Origin of the sequence: Lachnoclostridium sp. An76, from assembly GCF_002161355.1 — a bacterium.
In the GTDB taxonomy this organism is placed as follows: Bacteria; Bacillota; Clostridia; order Lachnospirales; family Lachnospiraceae; genus Mediterraneibacter; species Mediterraneibacter caccavium.
In genome coordinates this window covers 398,246-411,401 of record NZ_NFHL01000001.1, presented here as the reverse complement: position 1 = coordinate 411,401, position 13,156 = coordinate 398,246, and the positions used below count along the sequence as shown (strand labels likewise).

At 50.7% G+C, this 13,156-nt stretch carries 9 protein-coding genes; 7 read left to right on the top strand and 2 right to left on the bottom strand.

What is annotated here, in order from left to right; genetic code table 11:
• Positions 1 to 89 precede the first annotated feature (89 nt).
• A complete protein-coding gene (locus B5G27_RS01890; RefSeq protein WP_087177287.1) occupies positions 90 to 347 on the top strand; it encodes an HPr family phosphocarrier protein in 258 nt (85 codons plus the stop codon).
• A 22-nt stretch (positions 348 to 369) separates the two neighbouring features.
• On the top strand, positions 370 to 1,992 hold the full coding sequence (gene ptsP / locus B5G27_RS01885; protein ID WP_087177286.1) for a phosphoenolpyruvate--protein phosphotransferase: 1,623 nt from the start codon (positions 370 to 372) through the stop codon (positions 1,990 to 1,992).
• A gap of 179 nt (positions 1,993 to 2,171) precedes the next feature.
• On the opposite strand, the gene B5G27_RS16545 is transcribed toward ptsP, so the two are convergent.
• Positions 2,172 to 2,303, bottom strand: coding sequence for a hypothetical protein (locus tag B5G27_RS16545; RefSeq protein ID WP_275533013.1), 132 nt, complete (start codon positions 2,301 to 2,303; stop codon positions 2,172 to 2,174).
• A gap of 548 nt (positions 2,304 to 2,851) precedes the next feature.
• Here B5G27_RS16545 and B5G27_RS01880 point away from each other — a divergent pair.
• From B5G27_RS01880 to B5G27_RS01870, 3 genes are all read left to right on the top strand, one after another.
• Positions 2,852 to 4,201, top strand: coding sequence for a putative DNA modification/repair radical SAM protein (locus tag B5G27_RS01880; RefSeq protein ID WP_330398942.1), 1,350 nt, complete (start codon positions 2,852 to 2,854; stop codon positions 4,199 to 4,201).
• Positions 4,198 to 4,968, top strand: a complete 771-nt coding sequence (locus tag B5G27_RS01875; protein WP_087177284.1) for a TIGR03915 family putative DNA repair protein — start codon at positions 4,198 to 4,200, stop codon at positions 4,966 to 4,968. The genes B5G27_RS01880 and B5G27_RS01875 overlap by 4 nt, the downstream gene beginning before the upstream one ends.
• A gap of 119 nt (positions 4,969 to 5,087) precedes the next feature.
• Positions 5,088 to 7,478 (top strand): ATP-dependent DNA helicase, encoded by a 2,391-nt coding sequence (locus tag B5G27_RS01870; protein WP_087177719.1) that lies wholly within the window; start codon positions 5,088 to 5,090, stop codon positions 7,476 to 7,478.
• On the opposite strand, the gene B5G27_RS01865 is transcribed toward B5G27_RS01870, so the two are convergent.
• Complete coding sequence (locus B5G27_RS01865) at positions 7,454 to 8,344, bottom strand: LysR family transcriptional regulator (protein WP_087177283.1); 891 nt, start codon at positions 8,342 to 8,344, stop codon at positions 7,454 to 7,456. The genes B5G27_RS01870 and B5G27_RS01865 overlap by 25 nt on opposite strands.
• A 138-nt stretch (positions 8,345 to 8,482) precedes the next feature.
• Between B5G27_RS01865 and B5G27_RS01860 the strand changes: the two genes are divergently transcribed.
• Both B5G27_RS01860 and B5G27_RS01855 read left to right on the top strand, forming a co-directional pair.
• A complete protein-coding gene (locus B5G27_RS01860) occupies positions 8,483 to 9,178 on the top strand; it encodes a TIGR01906 family membrane protein (protein ID WP_242958199.1) in 696 nt (231 codons plus the stop codon).
• Between the two features lie 129 nt (positions 9,179 to 9,307).
• Positions 9,308 to 13,063, top strand: a complete 3,756-nt coding sequence (locus B5G27_RS01855; RefSeq protein WP_087177281.1) for a phosphoribosylformylglycinamidine synthase — start codon at positions 9,308 to 9,310, stop codon at positions 13,061 to 13,063.
• Positions 13,064 to 13,156 lie beyond the last annotated feature (93 nt).

Below are 13,156 nucleotides of genomic sequence, written 5' to 3'. Positions count from 1 at the left end.
CTGTTTCCCGCTGAAACAGCAATTGAAAATTCAGAGGATGTGGTATATACTGATAACAGAATTATGAAGTCAAAGGAGGACAAACAGTTATGAAAGAATTCAAATACGTGGTGACAGATCCGGAGGGAATCCACGCAAGACCGGCGGGCATCCTTGTGAAGCAGGCGGCAGGATATCAGTCAACTGTCAAGATCACAAAAGGCGAGAAGACAGCAGACGCAAAGAGGATCTTTGGCGTTATGGGACTGGGTGTTAAGACCGGGGAAGAAGTTACGATCACCGTAGAAGGAGCAGACGAAGATACAGCGGTCGCAGAATTAGAGGCATTCTTCAAAGAGAATTTATAATTAGATTAAGGAGAAGCAGGCCATGATTACGATAAGCGGTAAAAGTGTATTCGGCGGCGTATCTATCGGAAAGCTCATGTTTTATAAGAGAAGCGAGAAGACAATCAAGAGAACGCACGTCGATGATGTAGATGCAGAGTGGAAGAGATTCCAGGATGCAAAGGATACGGCAGTATCCCAGCTGAAAGGGCTGTACGACAAAGCGATCGAGGATGTGGGCGAGGCGAATGCCATGATCTTTGAGATCCACCAGATGATGCTTGAGGATCTGGATTATCTCGAGTCCATCGAGAATATCATCCGCACCCAGGAGGTAAATGCGGAGTTTGCCGTGGCTACGACAGCGGACAATTTCGCGCAGATGTTCGCGGCGATGGATGACGCTTATATGCAGGGACGCGCGGCGGACGTAAAGGATGTGTCCGAGCGTGTGCTGGATATCCTGTGCGGCGTTGACGCGGGGATGAAAGAGATGACAGAACCCTGCATTATCGCGGCTGACGATCTGGCGCCGAGCGAGACAGTACAGCTTGACAAAGATAAAGTACTTGGATTTGCGACAATGTATGGGTCATCCAATTCCCATACCGCGATCCTTGCCCGTACGATGAATATTCCTGCCATAATCGGCATGGGCGAGGCCCTTCTGCCGGAGTATGACGGCAAGATGGCGGCGATCGACGGCTTTACAGGCACTCTTTATATCGAGCCTGACGAAGAGACGATGAAAGAGATGCAGGAAAAACGGGCGAAAGACCTGGAGCAGAAGGCGCTCCTGGAGCAGCTCAAAGGCAAGGAGAATGTGACAAAGAGCGGCCAGAAGATCAACGTATACGCAAATATCGGAAATGTATCTGACCTTGGCGCAGTACTTAAGAATGATGCCGGCGGCATCGGTCTTTTCAGAAGCGAATTCCTTTATCTGGAAAACACAGACTTCCCGACCGAAGACCAGCAGTTCTCTGTGTACAAGCAGGTTGCAGAGAGCATGGCAGGAAAGAAGGTCATCATCCGTACACTGGATATCGGTGCGGACAAGCAGGTGGATTACTTCGGGCTTGACAAAGAGGACAATCCGGCGCTCGGCTACCGTGCGATCCGTATCTGCCTGACAAGGCCGGAAATCTTCAAGACACAGCTCCGCGCCCTGTACCGTGCGGCGGTTTACGGGAATATCTCCATTATGTTCCCGATGATCATTTCTGTGAGCGAAGTGCGGAAGATCAAAGAAATTATCGCTGAGGTGAAGGAAGAGCTCAGGAGCGAGGGGATCCCGTTCAAGGAAGATGTGGAGCTTGGCATCATGATCGAGACTCCGGCTTCTGTAATGGTTAGCCGTGAGCTGGCGAAGGAAGTTGACTTCTTCAGCGTTGGTACAAATGACCTGACCCAGTATACTCTGGCAATCGACCGTCAGAATTCCAAGCTGGATCCGTTCTATGACCCGCATCACCCGGCAGTGCTCGCCATGATCAAGATGGCGGCTGACAATGCCCATGCAGAGGGTAAATGGATCGGGATCTGCGGAGAGCTCGGCGCTGACCTTGAGCTCACGGAAGAGTTCCTGAAAATGGGACTGGACGAGCTGTCAGTTTCCCCGGCAATGGTCCTTCCGCTGAGGAAACGGATCAGAGAGTGTGAATAAATCTGGATTTGTGGGGGCCTTCCTTGTAGATATAACGTCCGAAAACCGTTGATGTGATGCGGGACGTTTTCGCGGCGGACGGGGATATGGCTCAGGTTTCGGTTCCGTAATCTGGGAAAGACATAAAAAGAATGGGATACGGCTAAGGACAATTTCAAAGCGGAAGATTCGCCTGCGGCTCAGGCATCCGCTTTGAAATTAACGCCGCATCCCATTCTTTTAAGTCTTTCCGGCAGATTACTCCAAGTCACCGTCGCCATATCCCCGTCCGCCGCGAAAGGCGCATCAAAGGAGCGGTTTTCTGCGCGCATCCGATCGGAAGGTCCCCGCAGGCAAATGCAGGATTTCGAAACGAGGGTGAAAGGGGAGCTTCGGCGGCGAAACAAGAAGTTTTACCAATCGGAAGGGACCGCGGACTTCCGGGAGAGTTCCCTTCTCACTACGTTTTTAAACGCTGCATTTGTCGGGGACCTTCCGTCTTGAGCAAAACCAGAAAACAGCGAAGCGCCTTTTTCGAAAACCTTTCAGCACGGGTGTGTGGGTGACTGAGGTGACTGCGGAGGGGCTTGAAAAAACTTGAAATCCGGAACTATGCGTTGAAAGCAGCAGGGGGCTTGTCTGAGCCAAAGGCGAGTTGCTCCCTGCTGCTTTCTGCCTTTAGCATAGTCCCGGATTTCTTAGTTTTTGCTGCCACGGAGCCCCGGAGCCGAAGCCACCCACACCCCCCGTGCTGAATACGTCTTCTATAACCTCGCTTCGCTGTTTTCGGACGTTTAACCAATCGGTCGGCTCCCCCACAAATACAGAATTTACCTCTTGTAATTACCGAACATATGTGCTATCATACTGAAAAGAACAGATGTTCGATAAAGAAAAGGGGTGGGTCGCGATGCGGGACAGGGTCATGAAGGAGATGTCTCTCTACGAAAAACTAAACATTCTGTCTGATGCGGCAAAGTATGATGTTTCCTGTTCTTCCAGCGGGGTGGAGCGCCGGGGAGACGGGACCGGGATGGGAAACTGCCGGAAAGCCGGGATATGCCACAGCTTTTCTTCGGATGGCAGGTGTATTTCTCTTCTGAAGATTTTATTTACCAATGAGTGTATCTATGACTGCAAATACTGTATCAACCGCTCTTCCAATGATGTGGTGAGGACTTCTTTTACGCCCGAAGAAATATGCACTCTGACAATGGAGTTTTACCGGAGAAACTATATTGAAGGACTTTTTTTAAGTTCAGGCATATTAAAAAGTCCTGACTATACGATGGAGTTGATCTATGCTGCCTTATACAGGCTCCGTCATGTATGCAATTTTCAGGGGTATATTCATGTGAAGGCGATCCCCGGGGCGGATGAGCGGCTGATCAGGATGACAGGATTCCTGGCTGACAGGATGAGCGTGAATATGGAGCTCCCTACGGCAGAGAGCCTGCGGCTCCTCGCACCGCATAAGTCGAGGAAAAATATCCTTGCTCCTATGAGGTTTGTCCAGGAGAAGATGAAGGAGAACCAGCAGGAGATTATGCTGTACCGGAGCGCGCCGCGGTTTGTGCCTGCGGGGCAGAGCACGCAGATGATCATAGGAGCTACGCCGGAGACAGATTATCAGATCCTCAGAGTGACAGAAGACCTGTATAAAAAGTTCGATCTGAAGCGTGTATTTTTCTCGGCGTTTGTCCCTGTCAATGAGGACAAAGACCTTCCGTCGATCCGGGATCAGGGACCGCCTCTGCTCAGGGAGCACAGACTGTATCAGGCGGACTGGCTGCTGAGGTTTTATCATTTTGAGGCAGAAGAGCTTTTGGATGAGGAAAATCAGAACTTTAATGTGTATCTGGATCCCAAATGCTGCTGGGCGCTCCGGCATCTGGAGTCCTTTCCGGTAGAGATCAACCGGGCGGACTATTATACGCTTCTCCGGGTGCCCGGGATCGGTTACAAATCGGCTGGACGCATCGTGAAAGCGCGGAGATGGGGATGCATTGGCTTTGAGGACTTGAAGAAAATGGGGGTCGTGCTCAAGAGAGCCCTGTATTTTATCACCTGCAGCGGGAAGATGATGTATCCGGTGAGAATGGACGAAGATACGATCACAAGAAATCTGCTCAATACAAAAGAGCGTCTTCCCGAAGGGGCAGACGGCATGACATTCAGGCAGCTCTCTCTGTTTGACGATATGGGTTTAGGCGGGGTGAATACAGGATGAGACAGATTTATGTATGTACGGATACGATAACCGGACTGTACTCAGCACTCCATGATGCATGGAAAGACTGCCGGGACGGAGATGCCGGGATTGAAATCCGGGGGAAAATGCAGCAGCAGCTTTTCTGCGAATACCAGACGGTGGAAGAGTGTGAACAGAAAGCAGCACGTCTGGAACGGATGATCAAACGCTATCTGGGTTATAACGCATACTGGGATATTTATCATGCGCTGCTGTCCGAAGATGGGGAGAAGGGGACAGCTGTATTCCGGACAATGCAGGAATCCAGGAGGATAAGGGACAGCCGCAGGATCATGGATCACCTGGGGGATCCTGATGTGGCGAAAGTGTTTGCCCTGAGCCGGAGTGTGTCCAATGAAGCGCATATATATGAAGAGTTTATCCGTTTCAGGGAATTGGAAAATGGGATCCTCTTTTCAGAGATAACGCCAAAGTCTCAGATCCTCACCTGCGTGGCGGATCATTTTACTGATCGATTCCCTCTTGAAAACTGGATGATATATGATAAGACGCACTGTGTCTTCCTGATCCATAAAGCAGGAGAAAAGTGGGGACTTGTGTGGGGAGAGCAGCTTGACAGAGAAGCGGCAGACAGAGTCTCAAAAAAGGAGAAGGAATATGAACAGTTGTGGAAGGGCTTTTTTGAGTCTGTGGCGATCGCAGAGAGAAAAAACCTGAAGTGCCAGCAGAATCATCTGCCGCTCCGATACAGGGAGAAAATGACGGAAATGACTGACTGTACCTGAGCTTCAGGCTCCGGAACAGAAAAACGGATGCGGGGATCCGCCGCTTGCACAAAATGGGAAATCAGATTATGATAGAAACATCATGATGAAAAGGCGGAGTCATACAGTTGGAAGAAGAAATGAAGATCGTCCGCATTTCTGTGCGTAATCTCGTGGAATTTATCCTGCGGGAAGGGGATATTGACAACCGAAGCACCGGCGGGCCGGATAAAGAAGCCATGCTTATGGGAGGCAGACTGCACCGAAAGATCCAGAGGAGCATGGGACCGGAGTATCACGCAGAGGTCAGTATGAAGATGCTGATCCCGTGTGGGGAGTTTGCGATACAGGTGGAAGGGCGCGCGGACGGCATTATCATAAAAGAAAAGCGCAAAAGATCCGACAGGAGTAAGCAGAGCCCTTCTGCTCCGGCAGATCAGGATCCGAATGTGACAGTGGATGAGATCAAAGGAGTCCTCAGAGAACTGTCACGTATTGAGCGCCCGGTAAATGTCCACCTGGCGCAGGCAAAGTGCTATGCATATATTTACGCACAGCAGCATGATCTCGACCGGGTTGGAGTGCAGATGACATACTGCAATCTGGACACAGAGGAGATCAAGAGGTTTTCCGAGGCATATACCAGGCAGGAGCTGAAAACCTGGTTTGAAGATCTGGTCAGCCGATATGAAAAATGGGCGAGATTCCAGATCGAATGGGAACAGGAAAGAAACCGTTCGATCCACGGTCTGGAGTTCCCCTTTCCCTATCGGGCAGGACAGAGGGATGTGGCGGCAGCAGTTTACCGCACGATCCTGAGAAAGAAGAAGCTGTTCATACAGGCGCCAACCGGAGTGGGGAAGACGATATCCACAGTCTTTCCCGCAGTCAAAGCTGTCGGAGAGGGGCTGGGAGAAAAGATTTTTTATCTGACAGCAAAGACGATCACCCGCACTGTGGCTGAACAGGCGTTTCACACTCTCAGAGAAAAAGGCCTCAGGATGAAGGTCATAACACTGACAGCGAAGGAGAAGATCTGTTTCTGTGAAGAAACTGTATGTAATCCGGAAGCATGTCCTTATGCGAAGGGACATTTTGACCGTGTGAATGACGCTGTGTTCGACCTGATCACAAGCGGGAACGAGATCACACGGAAGGCGGTGGAAGAGCAGGCGCGGACTTACAGAGTCTGTCCCTTTGAAATGGCTCTGGACATTTCGGTATGGGTAGATGCGGTGATCTGTGATTATAACTATGTATTTGATCCCAATGCACATCTGAAGCGCTTTTTTTCAGAAGGCGGCAGCAGGGACTACATCTTTTTGATCGATGAAGCCCACAACCTGGTCGAACGGGGCAGGGAGATGTACAGTGCTGAGCTCTATAAGGAGGATTTTCTGGAACTGAAAAGAGCAGTCCGCACAGACGCCCCTGCTCTGGCAGGAAAGCTGGAAGCCGTCAATAAACTGTTCCTTACATTGAAAAGGGAATGCGAGGATTATCAGATCCTGCCCGGCGTATCCCATATCACGCTGAAGCTGATGAACCTGCTGACAGAGATGGAAGCCTATCTGGAGAGGACAGTGGACGAAAAAAAGCGGGAGATGGTTCTGGATCTGTATTTCCAGGTGCGTTCCTTTGTAAATATCCATGATATAATGGACGAAAATTATGTGATCTACTGCGAACTTAAAGACGACGGCAGATTTATGGTCAGGCTTTTCTGCGTGAATCCGGCAGTGAATCTCCAGTCCTATCTTGAGTATGGTGTGGCAGCGGTCCTCTTTTCCGCGACACTTCTCCCGCTCCATTATTATAAGAAGCTTCTTTCGGTAGAAACAGATGATTATGCGATCTATGCGGAGTCGTCATTCCCGAGGGAAAACCGCCTTCTTCTCGTGGGAACAGACGTGAGTACGCGGTATACGATGCGGAGCGCTTCCATGTACAGCCGGATCGCGGGATATATCGCCGGAGCGGCTGCCGGGAAAAGAGGGAATTATATGGCTTTCTTTCCGTCTTATAAGATGATGCAGGATGTATACGAGTGCTTTCTCAGTCGGGCCGGAGAAATTGATTCGGTGATCCAGTCCCCGAATATGAGTGAACTGGAAAGGGAAGAGTTTTTGTCTTTGTTTGAGAAAAGCAGGGAAAGGAGTTTTGTCGGTTTCTGCGTCATGGGCGGGATTTTTTCAGAAGGCATCGATCTGACAGAGGACAGGCTGATCGGAGCGGTCATCGTGGGGACAGGGCTCCCGCAGGTATGTAATGACAGGGAGATCGTGAGGAAATATTTTGAAGAACACGGGATGGTGGGATTTGACTATGCATATCTATATCCGGGGATGAATAAGGTACTCCAGTCTGCCGGGCGTGTCATCCGTACGGAGAGGGACAGAGGGCTTATCCTTCTCCTGGATGATCGGTTTCAGCAGAGGAAGTACAGAGAAGCTTTTCCGAGGGAATGGGAAGGGATCCGTATATGCAGTGCGGGATCCCTGCCTGCTTACCTGGAAGAATTCTGGAAATAGCTGAGGAATTCCATGGATGCCCTTGAGAGGGGGATGTGTTCATTATAGGCGATAGCAAGTTCACGCTCAGGAAGTTCTTCTTTGGTCTGGATCTGGAAAATCTCATCTCCCTTTGCGCTGATGCAGTAGTCCGGGACGAACGCGATCCCAAGTCCGATCCGTGCCAGGTCGATCAGCAGGTCATTGCTCGTCAGCTCGATCTCCGGCACAAGGTCCAGCTGATGCTGCTGGAAAACCTGATGGAGGAATTCGTTGGTCGTACTGTTTTTGTCCAGCATCAGGATGGGATAGCGCAGGAGCTGTGCAAAGGATAATGTCTGTCCTTTCAGCTCGGAAAAGGTATTACCTGCGATAAACACGTCACGGAATTTTTTGATACGGACCGCGGAAGCGGAAGCTCCCAGATGATTGTTAGGGTAGTTGACGACAATGAGATCCACCAGGCCGTTCTGAAGGAGCTGCGCACATTTCATGGAAGTCTGGTTGATGACTTTGATATGTGCGCCGGGGAATGCCTTGTGGAAGCGCTCCAGGTAAGGGATGAGAAAATAGCGGCAGATCGTGTCGCTTGCCCCGATGCGGATCTGACCGCCTGTGGAAGCGGCGTCCAGGAGCTGAGTTTCGCCTTTATGGATCAGGTTCATGGCGGGCTCGATGTGGCGCATCAGGATCTCTCCCTCAGGAGTGAGCTGAACTTTTTTTGTACTTCTGATAAACAAGGTCTGGTCCAGCTTGCGTTCAAGTGTCTTTATTGACTGGCTGACAGCAGACTGAGAGATAAACAGGCGTTTGGACGCCTCCGAAAAGTTCAGAGTCGAAGCAACGTGGTAGAATACTTTATAGAGTTCATAATTAATATCGATCATTATTAGACCTCCTAATAAATACTGGTTGTATTATAAGATAAATGAAAGAAAAATACAATAATATCTGGAAAGGACCACGACGTCATGGAAAAAGGCATTACGGAAAAAACAAAAAATCCGGCTAAACAGAGTCATGCAGTGATAAAGCTGCAATGGCTGGCAGGAGTGATCTTTGCTTTTGCAGTCATAGCTGCAGTGCTGATCACCAGCTTTGAGATCGCGATGTATTCGGATTTCAGTGTATATCAGAAAGAGTATGAAAAGTATGATGTCCTCTCAGAACTGGATATGACAATGGATGATGTGATGTATGTAACGCGCGAGATGATGTCGTACCTGAGGGGCGGCAGGGATACTTTGTCTGTTGTGACGACAGTAGAGGGAAAAGAGCAGGATTTCTTTAATGAGCAGGACAGATTCCATATGGGAGAAGTCAGAGATCTGTTCATTGGCGGGTTGAATATCCGGACCGGCTCATGTATTGCAGCTGTGCTGTGTCTGGTGTTTCTCCTTGTGACAAGGGCGGATATCAGGAAGATCATCCCGAGATCCTATCAGGCTGCCCTCGGTGTATCGGCGGCTGCGGCAGCTTTTATCGGAATTGCCTCGGTCATTGATTTTAATGCGGTGTTTGTCCGGTTCCATCATATCTTTTTTGACAACGATCAGTGGATCTTTGATCCTGCGACAGATTATATGATCCGTATGCTGCCTGAGGGACTGTTCTATGATTTTGTCATACGCATTGGCGGGATCTTTCTGGGAATCCTTGCGGTTCTTCTTGTGGCAAGCCTGATACCCGGGTATTTGAGGAAGGAAAAGAAAAGTGATTAGCCTTGCTTATCATAAAGTTTAATTATATTAATTGTACTAATGATGTAAATTATGGTACGATACATGCAGAGGCTAACAGCAGAAGTCTGTATGTCCATAACATACAGCATAATGTAAAGGAGACAGTATATGAGTAATGTAAAGCGTGTGTTTGTGGAAAAGAAACCGGAATTTGCCGTTGCGGCAAAGGCATTACGGCATGAGATCCGCCATTACCTCGGCATCCGCAGTGTAAGCGGAGTAAGGGTCCTGATCAGGTATGACGTGGAGGATCTTTCTGATGAGACATTTGAGAAGGCGTGCAGGGGCGTATTCGCAGAACCGCCTGTGGATATCCTCTATAAAGAGACGTTCCCGATGAGGGAAGAGGACCACAGCTTTTCTGTGGAGTATCTTCCGGGACAGTTCGACCAGAGGGCGGATTCCGCAGAGCAGTGTGTCCGCTTTATCAGGGAGGATGAGATCCCTGTGATCCGCACTGCCACCACGTACGTGATCGAAGGGGACATTACGGAGGAAGAGTTTGCGGCGATCCGCAGCCACTGCATCAATCCGGTGGATTCAAGGGAAGCTCAGGAGGAAAAGCCGGAGACACTGGTCACTGTGTTTGAGGAGCCGGAGGATATCAAAGTATTTGACGGATTTCAGGATATGCCGGAGGATGAGCTGAAGGAGCTTTACGGTTCATTGGGGCTTGCCATGACATTTAAGGATTTCCAGCATATCCAGAACTACTATAGAAATGAGGAGCACAGAGATCCGACTATGACGGAGATTCGTGTTCTTGACACTTACTGGTCTGATCACTGCCGTCATACGACATTTTCTACAGAGCTGAAGGACGTAGTCTTTGACGAAGGCGATTACAGAAAACCGATCGAAGATACTTACAGAGAATACTTAAAAGACCACAGCGAGATCTTTGCGGGCAGGGAGGATAAGTTCGTCTGCCTGATGGATCTTGCGCTCATGGCGATGCGCAGGCTTAAGAGGGAGGGCAAACTCCAGGATCAGGAGGAATCTGATGAGATCAATGCGTGCAGCATTGTAGTGCCGATCAAAGTGGACGGTGTGGAAGAAGAGTGGCTGATCAACTTTAAGAATGAGACACATAACCACCCCACGGAGATCGAACCGTTCGGAGGCGCTGCCACCTGTCTTGGCGGTGCGATCCGCGACCCGCTTTCAGGACGGACCTATGTTTATCAGGCAATGCGCGTAACCGGGGCCGCAGACCCGACTGTTTCCGTGAAGGATACGCTTAAGGGCAAGCTGCCTCAGAAGAAACTGGTCCGTGAGGCGGCGCACGGGTACAGTTCTTACGGAAACCAGATCGGCCTGGCGACCGGGCTTGTGAAAGAGATCTACCATCCGGATTATGTGGCAAAGCGCATGGAGATCGGCGCTGTTTTGGGAGCGGCCCCGAGACGCGCGGTCATCCGTGAAAGTTCAGATCCGGGCGATATCATCATCCTTCTGGGCGGAAGGACAGGCCGTGACGGGTGCGGTGGAGCGACCGGTTCTTCCAAGGTACACACAGAAGAGTCGATCGAGACATGCGGCGCGGAGGTACAGAAGGGAAATCCGCCTACGGAACGCAAGATCCAGAGGCTGTTCCGAAGAGAGGAAGTCAGCCGTCTGATCAAGAAGTGCAATGACTTCGGAGCCGGCGGAGTGTCCGTGGCGATCGGAGAGCTGGCGGACGGGCTCCGCGTAGAATTGGATAAAGTGCCGAAGAAATATGCCGGTCTGGACGGGACTGAGATCGCGATCTCAGAATCCCAGGAGAGAATGGCAGTGGTGGTTGATCCGAAAGACGTGGAAGAGTTCATGGCATATGCAAGGGAAGAAAACCTGGAGGCAACGGAAGTCGCTGTAGTGACAGAGGAGCCCAGGCTTGTGCTCATCTGGAGAGGAAAAGAGATCGTCAATCTGTCCAGAAGGTTCCTTGATACCAACGGGGCGCATCAGGAGACCAGCGTGGAGGTGGAGATGCCGGAGCGCGCGGGAAGCCTGTTCACCAGGAAAGAGGTTCATGATGTGAAGGCTGCATGGCTTGAGACACTGAGTGATCTGAACGTATGCTCACAGAAAGGCCTTGTGGAAATGTTCGATGGCTCCATTGGCGCAGGGTCTGTGTTTATGCCCCATGGAGGGAAATATCAGCTTACAGAGACGCAGGCAATGGTGGCGAAGGTGCCGGTCATGGCAGGAAAGACCGACAGCGTGTCCATGATGAGCTATGGATTCGACCCGTATCTGTCGAGCTGGAGCCCGTATCACGGGGCTGTGTACGCGGTGACTGAGTCTGTGGCAAAGATCGTTGCGGCAGGCGGAGACTACCGGAAGATCCGTTTTACCTTCCAGGAATATTTCCGCCGTATGACAGAAGATCCGAAGAGATGGAGCCAGCCTTTTGCAGCACTGCTGGGCGCCTATGCGGCTCAGATCGGTTTCGGGCTTCCGTCTATCGGAGGAAAGGACAGTATGTCCGGGACATTCCAGGATATCGATGTGCCGCCGACCCTTGTATCCTTTGCCGTGGACATGGCTGTGGAGAAAGATATCATTACTCCGGAGCTGAAGAAACCGGGCAATAAGCTCGTATGGCTGAGGATCGACAGAGATGGATATGACCTTCCGGTATACGGACAGGTCATGGATCAGTACGGGAAGTTTACGGAAGATATAAGAGCCGGCCGGATCGTATCCGCCTATGCGCTTGACCGCCATGGTGTGATCGCGGCGGTGAGCAAGATGGCGTTTGGGAACCATATGGGTGTGAAGATCGAACACAATATGGATGAGAGGGACCTGTTCGCGCCGGCATTCGGGGATATCATCGCTGAGGTGAAAGACGGAGAGGTTGGCAATCTTCAGATCACGTATACAGTGATCGGTGAAGTGACAGACCGGGATGGCTTTGAATATGGCAGTGTCCATATCGGTATGGACGAGGCGCTGGCCGCATGGACAGGAAAACTGGAAGGTGTGTTCGCGACGAAGTCTTCGGAGAGTGCGGAAACTCCTGTGGAGGAGAATCTGTACAATGCTTCTGATATCCATATCTGCAGCCATAAGATCGGACAGCCCACAGTCTTTATACCGGTATTCCCGGGTACGAACTGTGAGTACGACAGTGCGAAGGCATTTGAGCGCGCGGGCGCGAGAGTGATCACAAAAGTATTCCGCAACCTGGATGCTGAGGATATCCGTTCCTCTGTGGAGGAATTCAGCAGAGCGATCGCCCAGGCGCAGATGATCATGTTCCCGGGCGGGTTCAGTGCGGGTGACGAGCCGGACGGATCGGCGAAGTTCTTTGCAACTGCATTCCAGAATGCAAAGATCAAAGAAGAGGTCGAGAAGCTTTTAAATGAAAGGGACGGACTTGCCCTCGGTATCTGCAACGGCTTCCAGGCTCTGATCAAGCTTGGGCTCGTGCCTTACGGAAAGATCGTGGGACAGGCGGAGGATGCCCCGACACTGACCTATAATACGATCGGGCGCCATATCTCAAAGATGGTATACACAAAGGTAGTGACAAATAAATCTCCATGGCTTCAGGAAGCGGAGCTTGGCGGCGTGTACACAAACCCGGCATCACATGGAGAGGGACGTTTTGTGGCGAATGATGAGTGGATTGAACGCTTATTTGCCAACGGACAGGTGGCAACGCAGTACTGTGATCCGAAAGGCAATATGAGTATGGATGAAGAGTGGAATGTAAACGGCTCCTACCGTGCGATCGAGGGGATCACTAGCCCGGACGGCCGTGTACTTGGGAAGATGGCGCACTCAGAGCGGCGCGGTGATTCCGTGGCAGTCAATATTTATGGTGAACAGGATATGAAGATCTTTGAATCAGGAGTTAAATATTTCAGATAATCTGCGGGATGGATGGAGTTATATAGAGCCCCCCGCGGGAACGGGAAATAAGGGTACCTGCCGGACTGAAGCTTTACTTACAGCAGTCCGGCG